Origin of the sequence: Kocuria turfanensis (assembly GCF_001580365.1) — a bacterium.
GTDB classification, from domain to species: domain Bacteria; phylum Actinomycetota; class Actinomycetes; order Actinomycetales; family Micrococcaceae; genus Kocuria; species Kocuria turfanensis.
Genome location: NZ_CP014480.1, coordinates 3,337,363 through 3,357,446, shown reverse-complemented (window position 1 = coordinate 3,357,446; position 20,084 = coordinate 3,337,363). Strand labels below are relative to the sequence as shown.

The window sequence follows — 20,084 nt, the reverse complement described above, 5'->3', positions numbered from 1 at the left end:
TCGGCGCATCTCATTGAGAGGCCCCGACCATGCCACGCCCCTTTCCTGCAGAGTTCCGTCTTCGTGCCGTCGCCCTCGTACGGGCCGGCAAGACCATCACCGCCACCGCCGCCGAGCTGGGCATCAGCACCGGTGCGCTGCACAACTGGGTTCGCCAGGACCAGATTGACCGCGGCGAACGGCCCGGGCTCACCACCCATGAGTCGGCGGAGCTGGCCAAGGCGAAGAAACGCATCCGGGCCCTCGAGGCCGAGGTCGAGATCCTTAAGCGCGCCACGAAGCTGCTCGGGGAGGACCGTCCCGCCCCAAAAGGATTCATCCGGTGATCGATGAGCTCGTCGACGCCGGGCACCCCGTCAAGGTCTGCTGCCGGCTGCTCGGGGTGAGCAGTCCCGGCTACTACCAGTACAAGAATCGGCCGCTGTCGCCCACGGCAATGCGCCGGCAGTGGCTCACGGGGCTGATCCGGGAAGTGCATACCGCCTCCCGCGGCACCTACGGCTCCCGGCGGGTCCACGCAGAGCTCACCCGCGGCATGGACGTGGTGGTCAGTGAGAACCTGGTGGCCGTGCTGATGAGTCTCGCGGGGATCGCCGGGCTACCGGGCCCGGCCAAGGTGAAGAAACTCAAGGGCGTGGCCACCGCCGATGACCTGGTGCACCGGAAGTTCCACCGGCTGGCGCCCAATGAACTATGGGTCACGGACATCACCGAGCACCCCACCAGAGAAGGCAAAATCTACTGCTGCGCGGTGCTGGACGCCTTCTCCCGCCGGATCGTCGGCTGGTCCATCGACAACCACCAGGACTCCTCCCTGGTGGTCAACGCCCTGGACATGGCGATCAAGAACCGTCGACCGGCGCCGGGCGGGATCGTGCACGCCGATCACGGCGTGCAGTTCACCTCCTGGGCCTTCACCCGCCGCATCCGGGAGGCGGGCCTGATGCCCTCATTCGGGACGATCGGGGATGGCTACGACAACGCGATGATGGAATCCTTTTGGTCCTCCATGCAGATCGAGCTGCTCAACCGGAAGAAGTGGCGCACCCGGATCGATCTGGCCAACGCGATCTTCGAGTACATCGAGATCTTCTACAACCGGCAACGGCGTCACTCACAGCTGAACTACGAGTCCCCGGTCACCCACGAACTACGCTACGAATCACCATCCATTCCTGCCTGATCTTCAGACCGCACGGGGTAAGCGAACCGTGGGGCAGGTCAGACTGCTTGTGACGACCGCCGCACGCTGCCTAGGCTGAGCAGCGGTCCAGCAGGTGGCCGCCGGAATGCATGCGAAGAAGGATGCTCCCATGGACCACAAGCTCTCCGTCCTCGTCCAGGTGGACCTCGACGGCCGCTACGTGCGGCTGCTGGTGACCGGCTGCCTGACCGAGGCCAATCAGCACGCCCTGCACCCGCTCATCCGCCGAGCCCGGACCCTGATCCCGCCGGTGACGGTCAGCGTGGACCTCACCGCCGCCGAGCACGTCGAGGGGAGCGCGGTCGGGCAACTGCGCACCGCGGTCGACCACGACCCCACGCTGGAGGGGACGAGCCCGGTGGAGCTGCTGCTCTCGTGCGCGCTGCCGGAGCACCCGGAGGCGCCCGCACGGATGACCCGCCATCTGCGGGCTCCCGGATGGCTCGCCGCCTGAACCGGCCGGCGCGCTGGCCAGGCCGCGGCCTGCTCAGCCGCCCAGCTCGCGGACGTCCTGGTCGGCGAGGGACCTGCTCAGGCCGCGAGTCCGGACACCGCGTCCCGGCCGCGGCGCCCGCCGTACGGTGCGGGCCGGTGCTCGGGCAGCGGATCCGGGAGCACGAGCTCCACCGGGCCGATCTGCTCCAGCATGGCGTCCTCGTCGAGGGACCAGCGCAGCAGGTCCACCGCGGAGGCCTCCACGTGGTCGGCGCAGGTCAGGTCCACCATGACGTTCGCCGGAGGGAACAGGGTGCGCGCCCGGAGGACGAGCGGACGCACGGCCTGGTGGTTGTGCTCGGTCAGGCATCCGCTGACGACCAGGCGCACGGCGGCGCTCTGCCGGTCGACCTGGACGAGGACGGAGACGTGGTGGTCCATGGGGTGCACCCTTCTTCGCGTGCGGTCGCCGCGAGACGGTGTCCTGCGGTCGCGTCAGCCTAGGGAACGCGGCGCACGCCCACAAGGAGGCGTGCGCTTTGCGGACCATCCCCCGCCGGCCGGGCCGGTCCCGGGAACGGCTCGACCCCGCTGCCGGGCGGTGCCGGGGCGGGGTCGAGCGGGTCGGACGGTGGTGTCAGAGGCTGGCCTTGCTCGTGGCCGGGGCGGTGCCGGTGGCCTCCTGGAAGTTCAGCCGGGGCTCGCGCGCGTGCCGGATCGGCGCGGTGTCGCGGCCGAACACGGCGTTGAGCACGTACTCGGAGAACACCCGTGCCTTGCGCTCCACGGTGGGGATCGCATAGCCGTGGTAGAGGCGGTGCATCATCCAGGCCGGGAAGCCGGAGAACTCGACCCCGTTGCCCTTGATGCCGGGCAGGTTCTTGATGCTGGCCACGCCCTTGTACAGGCCCAGGCCGGCCACGGCGCCGAGGTTCTCGTGGTAGTAGTCCTCCAGCGGCTTGCCCGCGCGGGCGGCCAGGACGTTCTTGGCCAGGACGCGGGCCTGGCGCACGGCGTGCTGGGCGTTCGGCACGCAGAACCCGCCGACGCCGCCGCCGGTCAGGTCCGGGACGGCCGCGACGTCGCCGGCGGCCCAGGCGCCCTCGAGGGGCCCGTCGTCGCCGGTGATCCGCAGGTCGGCCCCGGCACGCACGCGCCCGCGCTGGTCCAGCGGGAAGTCGGTGTTCTTCACCAGGGGGTTGGCCTGCACGCCGGCGGTCCAGACGAGGGTGTCCGTGTCGATCTCGCCGGCCGGGGACTTGTCCTGCATGTTGATCAGCTTCAGGTGCTTGTCCACGGCGGAGTCGAGGGATGTGTTGAGCAGCACCTCGATGCCACGGCTGCGCAGGTGGGCCACGACCTTCTCGGCCCGCTCCTCGGAGACCTCCGGCATGATCCGGCCCATGGCCTCGATCAGCACGAAGCGCAGGTCGGACGGCTGCAGGCGGTCGTTGCGCTCCACGGCGGTGCGGGCCATGTCCTCGATCTCGGCGAGGCCCTCCGTGCCGGCGTACCCGCCGCCGACCACGACGAAGGTCAGTGCGCGGCGGCGCTCGTCCTCGTCGGAGGTCAGGGATGCGAACTCGATGCGCTCGAGGACCCAGTCGCGCAGCCCCACGGCCTCCTCGATGGACTTCAGGCCGATGCCGTTCTCGGCGAGGCCCTCGATCGGGAAGGCGCGGGTGACGGACCCACCGGAGATCACGATCTCGTCGTAGGCGAGCTCGAAGGTCTCGCCCTCGTCGACGCCCTGGACGGTCGCGGTGCGGTTGGCGTGGTCGACGCCGATCACGCGCCCGCCGACGAGCTCGCAGTCACGCAGGTGCTGACGGTGCGGGACCACGGCGTGGCGGCCCTCGATGTTGCCGGCGGCCACCTCCGGGAGGAAGGGCAGGTAGGTCATGTACGGGTTGGGGTCGACGACGGTCACGACCCCGCCGGAGTCCTTGATCCGCTTCTGCAGTTCCTGCGCCACGGTGAAGCCGACGTAGCCTCCGCCGACGATCAGAAGGCGCGGACGATCCTTGGCCAGTTGAGTGAAAGACATGCCCCCGAGTCTACTCAGAAAGCTGTCGGCCCCGGGTCCCCGGCAGGAGGCCCGGCACCGTGTCCGGGAGCGGCCGCGGCACCGGCTCAGGCTCCGCCGTCCGCGTCCTCGCGCACGATGCGGCGGATGTGCACGGCGGCCCCGGCGGTCAGGCCCAGGACGAGCAGCCCGAACCCTGTGAGCACCACCACGGGCAGCAGGCCCGTCTCGTCGATCGGGGCCACCGGTTCGGGCGGGGCGACCTCGGCCTCGACCTCCTCGGTGACGGGTGCGGAGCTCTCCGCCGGCGTGGCCCCGGGCGTCGCCCCGACGCTCCGCCGGTGGACCTGCACCCACTGCCGCATGCTGCCCAGCGGGTTCGCCCCGACCTCGGCGACGTCCTCGGTCAGCGCGGCCTCGACGTCGAGCACCCCGTAGCCGTAGAGCGGGTCCTTGCCCGGGGCCCCGGTGTCCCGGGCGGTGGAGATGATCCGGTTGGCGACCTGGGCGGAGCTCATCTCGGGCCACTTCGCCTTGATGAGGGCGGCGGTGCCCGCGACCACGGGTGCGGACGCGGAGGTCCCCGCCCACGACGCGTAGCGGTCCCCGGGGATGGCGCCCACCATGTCCTCGGAGGGGCCGGCGACGGCGATGGAGATGCCCTGCGAGGAGGACTCCCAGCTCGCCTCCCCGGTGCGGCCCACGCCGCCCACCGTGAGCACTCCGGGGATGGTGGCCGGGGCGCCCACCTGGACGAGCCCAGAACCCCGGTTGCCCGCGGAGGCGACGATCAGCACGTCCTTCTCCTCGGCGTAGAGGAACGCCTCGTCCCAGCTCTCGGGCCAGGAGGTGGTGTTGGAGCCCACGGACATGTTGATGACGTCCGCGCCCTGGTCCACGGCCCACCGGACGGCGTCCGGGAGCTGCTCGTCCACGCTGCGGACCTCCGAGGTCTCCCCGCCCAGCCACGTGGACACGGCGAGCACCTCGGCGTCGGGAGCCACCCCGACCACGCCGGCGGGGCGGCCCGGTCCGGCGTCGTCGCGCCCGCCCGGGGCCACGTGGCCGCGGCCCGCGGCCACGGAGGCCACGAGGGTCCCGTGCTCGGGCTCCGTGCCGAGGCCCTCCTGGCCGTCGGCGGCGCCCCCGCCCGAGACGTCGGTGCCGCCGACGACGGCGCCCTCCAGGTCCTGGTGGGAGCCGTCCACCCCCGTGTCGATGACCGCGATCCGGGCGCCCTCGCCCGTCGACTCCTTCCAGGCCTCGCGCACCCCGTACTCGTCCAGCCAGTACTGCAGGGAGCGGATGCCGTCCTCGGCGATCCGCGAGGTGTCCGGGGCGGGGGTCTCGCCGGGCGCCGGGCTGACGGGGTCCTCGATCGGGATGCTGGGGGCCGGGGCCGGCGGCCGGGCATGGACCGGCCCCGCCACGGCGGTGCCGGCCGCTGCGGTGCCGGCCACGGCGCACACGGCCGCCGCGGCCGTCCACCGCGCGGGCACGCGGGGGCGCGGAGTGCGGCGGCGGGCGGGGGTGGAGACCATGGGTCCTTCCGGGTCGGGGCCGGTCAGCCGAGCTGGGACAGGGCGATCCCGTCCAAAATATCGTGCTCGCTGGCGATCGCCGTGCACACCCGGCCGCCGGTGGCGGCGCCGACCCGCTCCACGATCCGCCGCCACACGAGGGCTCCGCCGCCGATGACGTCGACCCGGCCCTCGTGCATGTAGGGCAGCGCGGCCCGCTCCTGGCGGGTCATGGCCGTGAGTTCCCGGCACGCCCGGTCGATCCGCTCGGCCGGGAGCTCGGTCCCGTCGATCGCCTCGGGGTCGTAGCCGGGCAGCCCGAGCGCGTGCGCGGTGACGGTGGTGATCGTGCCGGCCACCCCCACGAGGTGGGTGGCCTCGGCCAGGGGCACGCTCTGCTGCACCACGTCCACCGCGTGGTCGACGTCGCGCAGGACGGCCGCCTGCTGCTCCGGGGTGGGCGGGTTGGAGCCGAGGTGCCGCTCGGTGAGCCGGACGCAGCCGATGTCCACGCTGCGCTCGGCACGCACGCCCCGGGAGTTGCCGAGCACGAACTCGGTGGACCCTCCGCCCAGGTCCACCACGAGCACCCGGTCCTCCGGGTCGGTGCCGGGCACGGCCGCGGACGCGCCGAGGAACGACAGCTCCGCCTCCTCGTCCCCGGTGATCACCTCGGGGCTCACGCCGAGCCGCTCGCGGATCCCCGCGAGGAAGACGTCCCGGTTGCCGGCGTCGCGGGTGGCGCTCGTGGCGACGAACCGCAGCTGCTCGACGCCGTGCTCCGCCAGGAGCCGGGCGTACTCGTCGGCGGCCGCGAAGGTGCGCTCCAGGGCCGCCTCCGCCAGCCAGCCGGTGGCGTCCACGCCCTGGCCCAGCCGGACCACGCGCATCTCCCGCACCAGGTCGTCGAGGACCGTGCGGCCGCCCTCCTCCCGGGTGTCGGCGATGAGCAGGCGGATGGAGTTGGTGCCGCAGTCGATGGCGCATACGCGCATGGGTCGTCCTCGAGGTGGTGGGGGCGGGGGAAGGCCGGGCCGCGGGAGCGGACCGGAAGGGGGCTCAGGCCTCGCGCCAGGCCGGGTCGCAGTGGCACGTCCCGGGGGTCCACCACTCGGCGATCGCCTCCAGGGTCTCGTCGCCGAGCACGTTCACGCCGCGGCCCGCCGCGAGGGCGTGGCCGGCGAGCACGTGCAGGCACTTGACCCGCACGGGCATGCCCCCGGCGGAGATGCCCTCGATCTCCGGGACGGGCCCGGTGCCCGCCCGAGCCCCGATCCGGGCCCGCTCGGCGAGGTAGTCCTCGTGCGCGGCGCGGTGGGCCGCGGCGAGCTCCTCGTCCTGCACGATCCGGTCGGACATCTCGTACATCAGCCCGCCGGCCTCGAGCCGGGACACCGCGGCCGTGATCACCGGGTGGGCCAGGTAGAACACGGTGGGGAACGGCGTCCCGTTGGCCAGCCGGGGCGCGGTGGCCGCCACGAGCGGGTTCCCGCAGGTGCAGCGCGCCGGGATCTCGACGACGTCGCGGACCGGGCGCCCGAGCTGGCGGGACAGGACCTGCAGGTCCAGGGCCGTGGGCGCGACCGTCTCGGCCGTCACCCCGAGCCCCCGCGGGGCGCGTGGTCCGCCCGCCGCCTCGCCGGGTTCGTGTCCGTGCTGGAAGTTCACGCCGTTCCTCACTCCGCGGCCGTGCCGCGGCTGTCCGTCGCCGCGTCCTGCGGCTCGTCGGTCCCGCCCGTCGGGGCGGGGGTCCCCTCGGCGGCGCCGTCCGCCGGGACCGGGGTCCCGCCGTCCTGGGCCCCGCCGGTGTCCTCGGCGGCACCGGTGCCGTCCGTGCTGTCGGTGTCGTCGGTGCCGGTGTCGTCGGTGGTGCCGGTGGCGCCGGTGCCGTCCGGGTCGTCGGTCCCGCTCGTGTCCTCGGTGCCGAGCGTCTCCGGTGCTGCGGCGGCGTCCTCGTAGGCGGAGCTGACCACGGAGTCCCAGAGGGCGTCCACCCAGGCGGGCTTCTCGGCCTCCACCTGGGCCGCCGAGGAGTCCACCACGGCGCCCTCCATCTCCTCGGCGCCCACCACGAGGTAGGACCGCTCCCCCGGCATGACGTAGAGGAGCCGGTCCCGTGCCTGCTGCTTGACGTAGGTCTCGTCCGACCACTGGTCCACCCGGTCCTCCAAGGACGCCTGCTCGGCCTCCATGTCGGCGATGGACTGCTCGAGGGCCGCGATCTCGGCGCGCTGCTCGAGCCAGATCTTGGTGGTCGGGGCCGCCAGGAAGACGATGAGCACGGCCACCAGCGTCAGGAGCAGGAAACGGCCGCTGAAGGTGCGGGCGGGGGTGGGTGATCCCACGGCGCTGGAGCCGCCGCCCGGCCCGCGGGTCCCCGGCGCGGCACCCTGCGCGGCGTCCCGGCCGCCGAGCAGGCGGGTGGTGCGAGGACGGGGAGCGGGCATGGGGACCTCACGGGGAACGGGCGGGAACGGGGACCAGTCTAGCGCTCAGGGGGCGGCCGTCCGGGGACGGCCCGCCCTCGCGGCGGCCGGACCCGCCGGCCCGGCCGCCGCGGCGCCTCACTTCGCGGTGTAGCGCGGGAACGCCGAGGCGCCCGCGTAGCGCGCGGCGTCGCCGAGCTCCTCCTCGATGCGCAGCAGCTGGTTGTACTTCGCCACGCGCTCGGAGCGGGCCGGCGCGCCGGTCTTGATCTGCCCGGCGTTGGTGGCCACCGCGATGTCGGCGATCGTGGTGTCCTCGGTCTCGCCCGAGCGGTGCGAGATCATGCAGTGGAACATGTGCCGCTGGGCCAGGGAGATGGCGTCGAAGGTCTCCGTGAGGGAGCCGATCTGGTTGACCTTCACGAGCAGGGCGTTGCCGGCCCCCTCCGCGATGCCGCGGCTGAGCCGCTCCGGGTTGGTGACGAACAGGTCGTCGCCGACGATCTGCACCTGGGTGCCCACGGAGGCGGTCAGGGTCTGCCAGCCCTCCCAGTCGTCCTCGTCCAGCGGGTCCTCGATGGAGACGATCGGGTAGTCCCGCACGAGCTCCTCGTAGTAGGCGGTCATCTCCGCGGCGCTGAGCTGCTTGCCCTCGAAGCTGTACGCGCCGTTCTCGAAGAACTCGGAGGAGGCGACGTCCAGGGCGAGCGCCACGTCGGTGCCCACGGTGTAGCCGGCCTTCTCGATCGCCTCGGAGATGAGGTCCAGGGCGGCGCGGTTGGACTCCAGGTTCGGGGCGAAGCCGCCCTCGTCGCCCAGGCCGGTGGCCAGCCCGCGCTCTTTGAGCACGGCCTTGAGGGAGTGGTAGACCTCCACACCGGTGCGCAGGGCCTCGGAGAAGGTCGCCGCGCCGATCGGGGCGATCATGAACTCCTGGATGTCCACGTTGGAGTCCGCGTGGGAGCCGCCGTTGAGGATGTTCATCATCGGCACCGGCAGCACGTGGGCGTTGGGCCCGCCCAGGTACTTGTAGAGCTCCAGGTCGGAGGCGTTCGCGGCCGCGCGGGCCACGGCGAGGGAGACGCCCAGGATCGCGTTGGCGCCGAGGCTGGCCTTGTTGTCCGTGCCGTCGAGGTCGAGCATGGTCCGGTCGATCAGGCGCTGGTCGGTGGCGTCGAGACCGATCACGGCCTCGGCGATCTCCTCGTCCACGGCCTTCACGGCGTCGAGGACGCCCTTGCCGAGGTACACCTTCTTGTCGCCGTCGCGGCGCTCGACCGCCTCGAAGGCTCCGGTCGAGGCGCCCGAGGGGACGGCCGCCCGGCCGTAGCTGCCGTCCTCCAGGAGGACCTCGACCTCCACGGTCGGGTTGCCGCGGGAGTCGAGGATCTGACGGGCGTGCACTGCGGTGATCATGGCCATGTGGTGCTCCTGACGTTGGTGCTGGCGTTCGTGCTGACGGTGGTGCGGGCGTGGAACGTGCGGGGCGGGCGGGAGACCGGTGCCGGGCACCGGTCGGGGCACGTCCCCGTCACGACCGGGCGCCCCTGCCGGATCCAGCCTAGCGACTCGTGGCGGCCCGGTCCTTGCCGGCGGCGGCCCGGGACGGGCTCAGTCGCCGTCCCGCGCGGCGGCGTAGGCGCGGGCGGCCCCGCGCAGGGCCCGCTCGGCGTCCAGTCCGCGGGAGGAGGCGGTGCGCACGAGCGCGAACAGGGCCTCCCCCAGTTCCTCCTCGGTGTGCGGGCCGGCGGCCTCCTGCCCGTGGGGGGCCGGGGGCTCGAGGTCGTGCTTGCGGGCCCGGGCGAGGGTCTTCTCCGCCAGGGCCAGGGCGGGCAGGTGCGGCGGGATGCCGTCGAAGGGCCCGGTCCGCTCGGGCTTCTCGGCCTGCTTGAGGTCCTCCCAGCGGGAGTGCAGCTGGTCGAGGGTCTGCTCCCCCGCCACGTCCCCGGACGCCCCGGGGTCGAAGACGTGCGGGTGGCGGCGCACCAGCTTGGTGGTGATCGCCTCCAGCACGTCGGCGACGTCGAACCCGCCCTCGGCGCGCGGGCGCTCCTGGGCGACGCGCGCGTGGAAGACCACCTGCAGCAGGACGTCGCCGAGCTCCTCGACCAGCAGGGAGGCGTGGGCGGCCGGGCCGCCCTCGGCCTCGACGGCCTCGACCACCTCGTAGGCCTCCTCCACGAGATAGCGCACGAGCGACTCGTGGGTCTGCTGGCCGTCCCAGGCGCACCCGCCCGGGGAGCGCAGCCGGTCCATGACCGCCACGAGCTCCGCGAAGCGCTGCGCGGTGCGCTCGGGCACGCCCAGTCCTGCGGGGACGTCGTCCGTTCCGTGTCCCTGGCTCATCCGTGCATCCCTTCGAAGCCCTCCGTGATGATCCCCTCCAGTGCGCTGCGGTCCTCCAGCGGCAGGAACGCGGCCGCGGCCGCGTTGCGCTGCAGCTGCTCCAGGTCCTCGAGCCCGTAGCCGAAGTGGGTCACGAGGGAGGCGAGCTCACCGGTGACCGACGTGCCGCTCATCAGCCGGTTGTCCGGGGAGATGGTCACGGTGAAGCCCGTGCGGTAGAGCATGTCCACCGGGTGGCGTTCGGGGGCGGTGCCGAAGGCGGCCACCGCGCCGGTCTGGAGATTGGACGTGGGGCAGACCTCGAGCGCGATGCCCCGGTCCCGGACCCACTCGGCGGTGCGGCCGAGCGTGACGACGGCGACGCCGTCCTCCTCCTCGATCTCGATGTCCTCCGCGATGCGCACCCCGTGGCCCAGCCGCAGGGCGCGGCCCGTAGCCAGCGCGTCCCGGATGGAGCCGATGCCCGCCGCCTCGCCGGCGTGCAGGGTCACGGGCATGAGCTCGTCCGCGAGCAGCTCGAGGGCCGCGCGGTGGCGCACCGGCGGGAAGCCGTCCTCGGGCCCGGCGAGGTCGAAGGCCACGACGCCGCGGTCCCGGTTGTCGACCACCAGGCGGGCGACCTCGAGGGAGCGCTCGGCGTGGCGCATGGCGCACAGGATCTGGGTGACGGAGACGATGTGCCCGGCGTCCTCCGCGGCGAGCACCCCCTCGGAGAGCCCCAGCCGGACGGCCTCGACGGCCTCGGCCATCGACAGCCCGCCCGCGGTGTGCTGCTCCGGGGCCCACCGGACCTCGGCGTGCACGACGCCGTCGGCGACGAGGTCCTCGACGTACTCCCGGGCGCAGCGCACGAGCGCCTCGGGGGACTGCATCACGGCCACGGTGTGCTGGAACGTCTCCAGGTAGCGCACCAGCGAGCCGGAGTCGGCGCTGGCGCGGATCCACCGGCCGAGGGCCTCGGGCTCCTCGACCGGCAGGCGGTGCCCGGCGGCGGCGGCCAGCTCGACCACCGTGGCCGGGCGCAGCGCGCCGTCGAGGTGGTCGTGCAGGCAGACCTTGGGCAGGTCACGGAGCACGCGGTCCGGCACCCGGGCCGGACCGCGTTCGGCGGACGTCAGCATCACGGGCTCAGTAGTTCCAGTCCTGCAGGGCCTCGTTCATGTGCTGCGGGATGTTCGCCCCGGTCCGCGGGTACATGCGCAGCTCCTCGAGGTAGTTCTGCGCGGGCAGCCGCTCCTCGTAGCGCACGAAGGCCTCCTCGTCGGCGTAGTCGAAGGACACCTCCGGGGGGATGCCCGGGCGGAAGCGGAACATCATGGCCAGCGGAGCGCCGGTGCCCTCCACGTAGGACTCGTTTTTGAACTGCTGCACGTGCAGCAGGTCCTCGGGGATCAGGTCGAAGGTGCGGCGCTGGTCCCAGAAGCCGTTCTTGCGCACGTGCGTGAGGGCGTCGTAGTAGGTGCCCAGGGCGCGGATGCGCACCAGGACGGTGGAGACGTCCATGGCCGTGCCGTCCGGGCCGAACAGGCGCCGCTGGGCGGCCGCGAGCCGGCGCAGGACGTCGGCCTCCTTGAGCACGAGGTTGCCCTCGGCGAGGGCGTCCTGCGAGGGGCGGTCCGTGGCCACGGACGGGGCGCGGTAGGACGGGGAGACGTCGGTGGAGACGGCGGTCTCCGGCGCCGAGGAGTCCTGGTCCTCGCCGGTCGAGGTGCCGGCCGCGACCGCGGCGGCAGCGGCGGCGCCGGCGCCGGTGGGGGCCGGCGGCTCGACGTCCTCGTGCCACTCCTCGTGGTCGACGTGGTCGGGGACGCGCTGGGCGTCGTCGGTCCCGGGTGCGGTCCCCGGTGCGGTTCCGGCCGCGCTGGGCCCGGACGGGGCTGCGGAGGAGCCGGTGGGTCCGTCGACCTCGGTGATGACCGGCGTGCCGCCGGTCGCGGGAGCGGGCTCGGCGGCCGGTGCCCCGCTGTCCGGGGCCTCGGCGTCCTGCGCCGCGGCCTCCGGGGCGCCGGTCCCGGAGCGGGCCCCGGAGTCCTCGGTCCACCGCTCGTCGGGCCGCTGCTCGTGCGCCGGGGCGCCGGCGGCCCGGTCACCGGGGCGCTCGTCGCCGTCCGTCCCCACGGCGCTCGCCGGGGGCGGCGGGGTGGGCCGGCCCGACCGCCAGGTCTGCACGTCCTCGGCCCCGTCGGCGAACCCGTAGGTGGTCACGACGGGACGGACCCCGCCCTGCTCCGGGCCCACCTCGATGCGGGCGTTCTGCCACGCGCCCCGCGGGGAGGACATGGCCTCGCTGTAGAGGTCGGCGACCGGGTCGAACAGCGGCGAGTCCTGGTCCACGGTGCCCGACTCCACGGACGGGGCCACGTCCCCCACGGACTGCTCCGTCTGGTGCGTCATGGTGTTGCCGCGCTGGACCAGGGTGAGCACGGCGCGGTCGGCCCCGCGGGACGTCAGCCGCTCCACGAGAACGGCCAGCGGCCCCTCCGGCGGCACCGGGCGGGCCTCCCCGGCCCCGTGCTCCCGGCCCGGGGCGACGGGTGCGCCCGCTCGTCCCTCGGCCTCGCCGGGACCGGTCTGCCCGGCGGGCGGAGCGGCCGGGCGGCCCTCCGGGGCCGTCTCCTGCGACGTGCCGTCACCGCTGTTCTTCCGGAAAATGCCTCGCAGACCCAACTGGACCCACCCTTCTGAGCGTGTGCGCACGCCCTCGGTTCTCGTTTCGCGCTGGTTCTCTCCGCAGTATAGGCGGGCCCGCGGGGACCCCTCCCGGCGGTCTCAGCGCACGGTCTCGAGGACCACCCCGCGGGCCGGACGGTCTTCCGGGGCCGAGGGCAGGACCACGGCGGCGCCCTCGAGGGCCTCTCGGGCCCGGGCGAAGCGCTCGGGGGTGTCGGTGCGCAGCGTCAGCAGCGGCTGGCCCGCCCGGACGGCGTCGCCGGGCTTGGCGTGCAGCAGGATCCCGGCACCGGCCTGGACCGGGTCCTCCCGGCGGGCCCGGCCCGCGCCGAGGCGCCAGGAGGCCAGCCCGACCTTGTAGGCGTCGAGCTCGGTGAGCACCCCGTCGGCCTCGGCCGTGACGGTCTCGGACTCCCGGGCCTGCGGCAGCGGGGCGCCGGGGTCCCCGCCCTGGGCGGAGATCATGGCCCGCCACACGTCCATCGCGCGGCCGTCCCGCAGGGCCTCCGCGGGGTCCGCGTCGGGGATCCCGGAGGCGGCGAGCATCTCCGCGGCGAGCGCGACGGTGAGCTCCACGACGTCGGCCGGGCCTCCCCCGGCGAGCACGTCCACGGACTCCTGGACTTCCACGGCGTTGCCGACCGCCAGACCCAGGGGCGTGGACATGTCGGTGAGCAGCGCGGTGGTCGTCACGCCGGCGTCCGTGCCGAGGTCCACCATGGTGCGGGCCAGCTCGTGGGCGGACGCGAGGTCCTTCATGAACGCGCCGGAGCCGACCTTGACGTCGAGCACCAGGGACTGCGTGCCCTCGGCGATCTTCTTGGACATGATGGAGGAGGCGATGAGCGGGATGGACTCCACCGTGCCGGTGACGTCGCGCAGCGCGTAGAGCTTCTTGTCGGCCGGGGCCAGGCCGGAGCCGGCGGCGCAGATCACCGCGCCGACGTCGCGCAGCTGGTCCATCATCTCCGCGTTGGTCAGCGCGGCACGCCACCCGGGGATCGACTCGAGCTTGTCCAGGGTGCCGCCGGTGTGGCCGAGCCCGCGGCCGGACAGCTGCGGGACGGCCACCCCGTAGACCGCCACGAGCGGCGCCAGCGGCAGCGTGATCTTGTCCCCCACCCCGCCGGTCGAGTGCTTGTCGCTGGTCGCCGAGCGGGCCCCGGAGCGCACGAGCTGCGAGAAGTCCATCCGCTCCCCCGAGGCGATCATCGCCCGGGTCCAGCCCGCGATCTCGTCCCGGTCCATGCCGCGCAGGAAGATCGCCATGGCCAGCGCGCTCATCTGCTCCTCCGCCACGACCCCGCGGGTGTAGGCGTCCACCACCCACGCGATCTGGGCGGGCGAGAGCGTCTCGCCGTCGCGCTTGGTCCGGATGACGTCGACGGCGTCGAACTGCTCGGTCATGAGGGGTCCTTTCGGCAGGAGGTTCGGTGCGGCGGCACGGGGCCGCCGGAGGGCTCGTCGGAGAGTTCGTCGGAGAGTTCGTCGGAGGCGACCGCGGCCGGTCAGAGGTGCTCGGGGCCGAAGGCGTCGGGCAGGACCTCGGCCATGGTCCGCACCCCGGAGACGGTGAGCAGCCGCAGACCGGGCGCCCGGTGCTCGTACAGCAGCTGGCGGCAGCGCCCGCAGGGCATCAGGACGTCGCCCTGGGCGTCCACGCAGACGAAGGCGGCGAGCCGGCCGCCGCCGGACATGTGCAGGGCCGAGACCAGGGAGCACTCCGCGCACAGGGTCAGCCCGTAGGAGGCGTTCTCCACGTTGCACCCGGAGACCACGCGCCCGTCCTCGGTCAGTGCGGCCGCGCCCACGGGGAAGCGGGAGTACGGCACGTAGGCGTGCTCGCGGGCGGCGACGGCGGCCGCGCGCAGCCGCGCCCAGTCCACGGTGTCCTCCGGGGCGTCGGGGGCGGCTGTGGTCCCCGCCGGGGGCTGGTGCTCGGTCACGGTGGGCTTCACTCCTTGGTGTAGGGCTGGCCCGAGGCCGCGGGGGCGCGGGAGGCGCCGACGAGCCCGGCCACCGCCAGGATCGTCACGACGTACGGGAGCATCGCCAGGAACTGGCTGGGCACCGGGGTGCCCAGGAAGGACAGGATCGACTGGAGGTTGGACGCGAAGCCGAACAGCAGGGACGCGAGCAGCGCCCCGATGGGGTTCCACCGGCCGAAGATCAGCGCGGCCAGGGCGATGTACCCGGCCCCGGAGGTCATGTCCCGGGTGAACGCGGACACGGAGACCAGGGTGTAGAACGCCCCGCCGACCCCGGCGACCATGCCGCCGAGCAGCACGTTGCGGAAGCGCAGCGCGTTGACCTTCACGCCCAGGGTGTCCGCGGCCTTGGGGTGCTCGCCCACCGCGCGGGTGCGCAGCCCCCAGCGGGTGCGGTAGAGGGCGAACCACACCACGGCCACCGCCACGTACATCAGGTACCCGATCACGGACTGGTCGAAGAGGATGGGGCCGACCACGGGGATCTCGGAGAGCACGGGCACGGCGAAGCGCGGCAGCCGCGGCGGGGAGTTGAACACGCTCGCGTTGGTCTCCAGCACCGTGGCGAAGAGGAAGCCGGTCAGCCCGGAGACCAGCACGTTGAGCACCACGCCCACGATCACCTGGTTGACCTTGTAGGTGATCGAGAAGACGGCGAGCACCAGGGAGACCAGGCCCGCGCCGAGCACGGCGGCCAGCAGCCCCACCCAGGCGCTGCCGGACAGGGACCCGGCCACGGCCGCGGAGAAGGCGCCGAACAGCAGCTGGCCCTCGATCGCGATGTTCACGACCCCGGAGCGCTCGCACAGCAGCCCGCCCAGGGAGCCGAAGATCAGCGGGATGGCCAGGGCCACGGACCCGGCGAGCAGGCCCGACAGGGACACGTCCGGGGTGCGCGAGCTGCCCACGACCCACACGAGGAAGCCGCTGACGAAGAAGAAGCCGAAGACCAGCACCGCCCAGCGGGGCAGCTGCGCCCGGGCCCGGGCGCGCACGAACGCCAGGGCCGTCAGGGCGAGGAGCACGACCGCGGTGAGCCAGCCCCACACCACGCCGTTGACCGCCAGGTCCGGCACGCGGAAGAGGTCGCCGTCCTCGGAGACGCGGAAGGCGACCCGGTTGTCCGGGGCGTTGAGCGCGAACAGGACGAGGGCCACGGCGCTCAGCAGGGCCAGGACCACGGGGGTGCGCCAGCTGGTCACGCCCACGACCTCGTTGGCCGCCGCCGTGGACAGCTCGGACTCGGCCGGCGCGGTGGCGGTGCCGGTGGCGGCAGTGGTGGTGGCGGTGCTGCCGCCGTCCCACGGGGCGCTCTCGTGCTGCGGTGTCGGTTCCTGCGAGCTCATGCCCGGGCCCCCTCGGTGGCGGTGGTGGTGGTGCCCCGTCCGCGCCGGGCCCGGACCCGGTCCTGGCCGGTTCTCAGCAGCGGCGGCAGGGCGATGAACAGCACGATCAGCGACTGCACGACCAGCACGATGTCGATGTTCGTGCCGGTCATCGACTGCATCGTGACGCCTCCGGCGCGGAAGGCGCCGTAGAGCAGGCCGGCGAAGAACGTCCCCCACGGCCGGGACCGGCCCAGCAGGGCCACCGTGATCGCGTCGAAGCCGAAGGACGCGGCGATCCCGGAGGTCAGCGCCCGCTCGGTGCCGGCGACCTGCGCGACGCCCGCGAGACCGGCCAGCGCGCCCGCGAGCAGCATGACGACGACGTAGCCGCGCGTGACGGAGATGCCCGCGGTGCGGGCCGCGCGCGGGTTGGCGCCCACGGAGCGCAGCTCGAAGCCCACCGTGGAGCGGTGGAGCAGCCACGCCACGAACACGGTGGCGAGGACCGCGAGCACGAAGCCCCAGTGCAGCCGGAACTGCTCCCCCAGCAGCCGCGGGAACATCGCGGTCTCGGCGACCTGCGGGCTCACCGGGTTCGAGGACCCGGGACGCAGGAACGCGGGCCGGGTCAGCAGGTAGGCGACCAGGTTCAGCGCGATGTAGTTGAGCATGATCGTGAGGATCACCTCGTGGGCCCCGGTGCGGGCCTTGAGCAGCCCGACGATCCCGCCCCACAGGGCCCCGCCCAGGGCGCCGGCGAGGACCACGGCGAGCAGGTGCACGCCCACCGGCAGCTGCCAGGCGAAGCCCACCCACGCGGCGAGGGCCGCGCCGATCAGCAGCTGGCCCTGGGCGCCGATGTTGAACAGCCCCGCCCGGAAGGCCACGGCCACGCCGAGGCCCGCGAGGATCAGCGGGGTGGCCACGGTCAGCGTCTCGGTGAGCGGGTAGATCCGCTGGGCGAAGGTCGTGCCGTTGGGGTTGTAGACGGCGCCGTAGAACATGGCCTCGTAGGCGGAGGACGCCGCGGCCCACATTGCGCCGAGGGTGTCCGCGGGGCGGGCGAAGAAGTAGCCCGCGGCGTCGGCGACGCGCTCGTCGGTCACGGCGATCAGCAGCCCGCCCAGCACCAGGGCCGCGACGATCGCGAGCACCGACTGCAGCGCCGAGCCCAGCCAGGTGCGCCGCGGGGCGTCGGGGGTGGTGGCCGTGGGCGGCGGCGCGCTCTGCTGCTCGGCGACCGCGGGGGCCGCTCCGGTGGCGCTCATGCCTGCTCCTTCGTGTGCTGGGCGGTGTGCTGGGCGGTGGAGGCGCGGGCCTCCTCGGCGGTGGCCCCGGCCATCATCTGGCCCAGGACGTCCCGCGGGGTGTCGGGGCCGACGATGCCCATGATGCGGCCGTGGAAGAACACGGCGATGCGGTCCGCGAGCGCGTAGACCTCGTCGAGCTCGGTGGAGACGATGAGCACGGGCACGCCCTTGTCCCGCTCGGCGACGATCTGCTCGTGGATGAACTCGATCGACCCGACGTCCACCCCGCGGGTGGGCTGGGAGGCGAGGAAGAGCTCGAGCGGCCGGGACAGCTCCCGGGCGATCACGACCTTCTGCTGGTTGCCGCCGGAGAGCGTCCGGACCGGGGCGTCCACCGACGGGGTGCGCACGTCGAACTGCTCGACGGCGCGGCGGGCGTTGGCCAGGATCTCGCCCAGGCGCAGGGAGGGCCCGCGGGAGAAGCGGTCGTCGCCGTAGAGGTCCAGCACCAGGTTCTCGGCGACGGTGAAGGGCCCCACGAGCCCGTCCGTGGAGCGGTCCTCCGGGACGAATCCCACGCCGGCCTCCAGCACCTGGCGCACCGACCTGCCCAGCAGCTCCGTGCCGCCCAGCCGGATCGAGCCGGTGGCCCGCTCCCGCAGGCCCAGGATCGCCTCGGCGAGCTCGGTCTGGCCGTTGCCCTGCACACCGGCCACCGCGAGGATCTCCCCGCGGGCCACGTCGAAGCTGACGTCGTCGAGCAGCTTCACGCCGTTGTCGCCGACCACGGTGAGCCCGCTGACCTCGAGGGCGCGCTCCCCCGGTGCGGCCTGCCCCTTGGCCACCGTGAGGGAGACGTCGCGGCCCACCATCAGCGCGGCGAGCTCGGAGGTCGAGGCCTCCGGGGAGGTCTGTCCCACCACGCGGCCGCGGCGGACCACGGTGATCACGTCGGAGATCTCCTTGACCTCGCGCAGCTTGTGCGAGATGAACAGGATCGAGCGGCCCGAGCTGCGCAGCTGGCGCATGATCTCGAGCAGCTCGTCGGTCTCGCGCGGGGTGAGCACGGCGGTGGGCTCGTCCAGGATGAGAACCTGGGCCTCCCGCACGAGGGCCTTGATGATCTCGACGCGCTGCTGGACGCCCACGGGCAGGTCCTCCACGACGGCGTCCGGGTCCACGTGGAAGCCGTAGCGGTCGGAGATCTCCCGGATCCGGCGGCGGGTGGTCTCCAGGTCCAGGGCCGCGCCCTTCGTGCTCTCCGCCCCCAGGGCGACGTTCTCGGCGACCGTGAACACGGGCACGAGCATGAAGTGCTGGTGCACCATGCCGATGCCGGCGGCCATGGCGTCGCCGGGGCCCTTGAAGGACACCTCGGCGCCGTCCACGAGGATGCGCCCCGCGGTGGGCCGGTAGAGCCCGTACAGGACGTTCATCAGGGTCGACTTGCCGGCCCCGTTCTCCCCGAGCAGGCAGTGGATCTGCCCGGGCTCGACGACGAGGTCGATGTCCTCGTTGGCCGCGAAGGCACCGAACCGCTTGGTGATGGACTGCAGCTCGAGCTTCATGGTGGTCCTCCTCTTGGGCCGTGCGCGGCCCCGGGCGGGCACGCCACCGCCGCCAGCTGCGGCCGGGGGCCGTGCTGGCGGCGGTGGGTGCGGTGGTCGCCTGCGTCCGGGATCAGGCCTGCGGCGAGTTCTCGGACTCGACGGTGATGGTGCCGTCGATGATGTCCTGCTTGAGCTGCTCGACCTCGGCGGCGAGCTCCTCGCCCACGGCCTCCTCCTGGTCGTGGTAGGGCGCGATGCCCACTCCGCCGTTCTCGAGGGTGCCGATGTAGGGCTCGTTGCTGAACTGGCCCTCCGCCGACGTCTCGACGACGTCCTGCACGGAGGTGCTCATCTGCTTGAGCACGGAGGTGAGCTGGTACTGCTGGCCCTGGTCGAGCGTCTCGTAGCCGTCGGCGTCGACCCACACGAAGCGGACCTCGTCGCCGCCGTCGTTGGCGGCGACCACGGCGTCGAGGGTGCCCAGCGCCGCCTGGCCCGCCACGGGCATGATGATGTCCGCGCCCTCGTTGATGAAGTTCTGCGTGGTGGTCTTCGCCGCGGAGGTGTCGGTGAAGCTGTTGACGAAGGTGCCGTCCTGGGCGTCCTTGTTCCAGCCCAGCAGCTCGACGTTCTCGCCCTTGGTCTCGTTGTAGTGGGCGACGCCGTCGGCGAAGCCGTCCATGAACACCGTCACGGTGGGGATGTCCATGCCGCCGTAGGCGGCGACCTTGCCGGTCTGGGTGGTGCCCGCCGCGACGTAGCCGGCGAGGAACGCGGCCTCGGCCGTGTTGTAGACCAGCGGCTTGACGTTGTCGAGCTCGATCGAGGCGTCGTCCACGATCGCGAAGTTCGAGTCCGGGTTGGCCTCGGCGGCCTCGCGGGTGGCGTCGGCGAGGAGGAAGCCCACGGAGACGGTCAGGTCGCAGCCCTGCTGGACCATGGAGTTGAGGTTGGGCACGAAGTCGGTCTCGGCCTGGGACTCGGCCTGCTGGATCTCGATGCCCATGGACTCCTGGGCGGCCTGCAGGCCCTCGTAGGAGTTCTGGTTGAACGAGCGGTCCTGGAAGCCCCCGGAGTCGGAGACGATGCAGCCCGTGAAGTCGGTGGCCTGCTCCTGCGCCTCCCCGCCCTCCTCGGGCGCGGCCCCGCAGCCGGCGAGGACCAGGGCGGAGGCGCCGAGCAGCGCGGCGGCGGAAAGCGGGCGGGATCCTCGGGACGTCCGGGGTGAGAAGGTCATGGTTCCTCCAGGAGACAGGGGTGACCCGGCCGCGGGCAACGGGTCCCGTCCACGCGGGGTGGCGTGACGTGGTGTCATTCTACCCACGGGTAGGCGCGGTGGAC

Annotated in this window: 17 protein-coding genes and 1 pseudogene; 2 read left to right on the top strand and 16 right to left on the bottom strand. The window is 73.3% G+C overall.

What is annotated here, in order from left to right; all coding sequences use genetic code 11:
* The first annotated feature begins 29 nt into the window (after positions 1-29).
* Positions 30-1,183 (top strand): annotated as a pseudogene (locus tag AYX06_RS15370) (IS3 family transposase).
* Positions 1,184-1,313: 130 nt separating this feature from the next.
* A complete protein-coding gene (locus tag AYX06_RS15365; protein ID WP_062736510.1) occupies positions 1,314-1,658 on the top strand; it encodes a hypothetical protein in 345 nt (114 codons plus the stop codon).
* Between the two features lie 77 nt (positions 1,659-1,735).
* On the opposite strand, the gene AYX06_RS15360 is transcribed toward AYX06_RS15365, so the two are convergent.
* The 16 genes from AYX06_RS15360 to AYX06_RS15285 all read right to left on the bottom strand — a co-directional run bounded on the left by AYX06_RS15360 (position 1,736) and on the right by AYX06_RS15285 (position 19,980).
* Entirely contained in the window at positions 1,736-2,080 is a 345-nt protein-coding gene (locus AYX06_RS15360; protein WP_062736509.1) for a hypothetical protein, read from the bottom strand.
* A 196-nt stretch (positions 2,081-2,276) separates the two neighbouring features.
* Entirely contained in the window at positions 2,277-3,686 is a 1,410-nt protein-coding gene (locus AYX06_RS15355) for an NAD(P)/FAD-dependent oxidoreductase (protein WP_062736508.1), read from the bottom strand.
* An 86-nt stretch (positions 3,687-3,772) separates the two neighbouring features.
* On the bottom strand, positions 3,773-5,206 hold the full coding sequence (locus AYX06_RS15350; protein WP_062736507.1) for a S8 family serine peptidase: 1,434 nt from the start codon (positions 5,204-5,206) through the stop codon (positions 3,773-3,775).
* Positions 5,207-5,229: 23 nt separating this feature from the next.
* Positions 5,230-6,180, bottom strand: coding sequence for a Ppx/GppA phosphatase family protein (locus AYX06_RS15345; protein ID WP_062736506.1), 951 nt, complete (start codon positions 6,178-6,180; stop codon positions 5,230-5,232).
* Between the two features lie 64 nt (positions 6,181-6,244).
* Positions 6,245-6,853: a DUF501 domain-containing protein gene (locus AYX06_RS15340; RefSeq protein WP_062736505.1), complete on the bottom strand. Its 609-nt coding sequence runs from the start codon at positions 6,851-6,853 to the stop codon at positions 6,245-6,247.
* A gap of 8 nt (positions 6,854-6,861) precedes the next feature.
* Positions 6,862-7,632 carry an FtsB family cell division protein gene (locus AYX06_RS19385; RefSeq protein ID WP_084271659.1) on the bottom strand — a complete coding sequence of 257 codons (771 nt, stop codon included), beginning with the start codon at positions 7,630-7,632 and terminating at the stop codon, positions 6,862-6,864.
* A 117-nt stretch (positions 7,633-7,749) separates the two neighbouring features.
* Complete coding sequence (gene eno, locus AYX06_RS15330) at positions 7,750-9,033, bottom strand: phosphopyruvate hydratase (protein ID WP_062736504.1); 1,284 nt, start codon at positions 9,031-9,033, stop codon at positions 7,750-7,752.
* Positions 9,034-9,222: 189 nt separating this feature from the next.
* Positions 9,223-9,957 (bottom strand): MazG family protein, encoded by a 735-nt coding sequence (locus tag AYX06_RS15325; RefSeq protein ID WP_062736503.1) that lies wholly within the window; start codon positions 9,955-9,957, stop codon positions 9,223-9,225.
* Entirely contained in the window at positions 9,954-11,078 is a 1,125-nt protein-coding gene (locus tag AYX06_RS15320) for an adenosine deaminase (RefSeq protein ID WP_062736502.1), read from the bottom strand. The genes AYX06_RS15325 and AYX06_RS15320 overlap by 4 nt, the downstream gene beginning before the upstream one ends.
* A gap of 7 nt (positions 11,079-11,085) precedes the next feature.
* Positions 11,086-12,654 carry a hypothetical protein gene (locus AYX06_RS15315; RefSeq protein ID WP_147017599.1) on the bottom strand — a complete coding sequence of 523 codons (1,569 nt, stop codon included), beginning with the start codon at positions 12,652-12,654 and terminating at the stop codon, positions 11,086-11,088.
* A gap of 72 nt (positions 12,655-12,726) precedes the next feature.
* Positions 12,727-14,034, bottom strand: coding sequence for a thymidine phosphorylase (locus AYX06_RS15310; protein ID WP_062736500.1), 1,308 nt, complete (start codon positions 14,032-14,034; stop codon positions 12,727-12,729).
* Positions 14,035-14,135: 101 nt separating this feature from the next.
* Complete coding sequence (locus AYX06_RS15305) at positions 14,136-14,573, bottom strand: cytidine deaminase (protein WP_062736499.1); 438 nt, start codon at positions 14,571-14,573, stop codon at positions 14,136-14,138.
* Between the two features lie 8 nt (positions 14,574-14,581).
* The gene (locus AYX06_RS15300) at positions 14,582-15,961 is read right to left on the bottom strand and encodes an ABC transporter permease (RefSeq protein ID WP_062736498.1); all 1,380 of its coding nucleotides are present in this window, start codon (positions 15,959-15,961) and stop codon (positions 14,582-14,584) included.
* Positions 15,958-17,211: an ABC transporter permease gene (locus AYX06_RS15295; protein WP_062736497.1), complete on the bottom strand. Its 1,254-nt coding sequence runs from the start codon at positions 17,209-17,211 to the stop codon at positions 15,958-15,960. The genes AYX06_RS15300 and AYX06_RS15295 overlap by 4 nt, the downstream gene beginning before the upstream one ends.
* Positions 17,208-18,761 (bottom strand): ABC transporter ATP-binding protein, encoded by a 1,554-nt coding sequence (locus AYX06_RS15290; protein ID WP_062736496.1) that lies wholly within the window; start codon positions 18,759-18,761, stop codon positions 17,208-17,210. The genes AYX06_RS15295 and AYX06_RS15290 overlap by 4 nt, the downstream gene beginning before the upstream one ends.
* 112 nt (positions 18,762-18,873) lie before the next feature.
* Positions 18,874-19,980: a BMP family lipoprotein gene (locus AYX06_RS15285; RefSeq protein ID WP_062736495.1), complete on the bottom strand. Its 1,107-nt coding sequence runs from the start codon at positions 19,978-19,980 to the stop codon at positions 18,874-18,876.
* Positions 19,981-20,084: the final 104 nt, after the last annotated feature.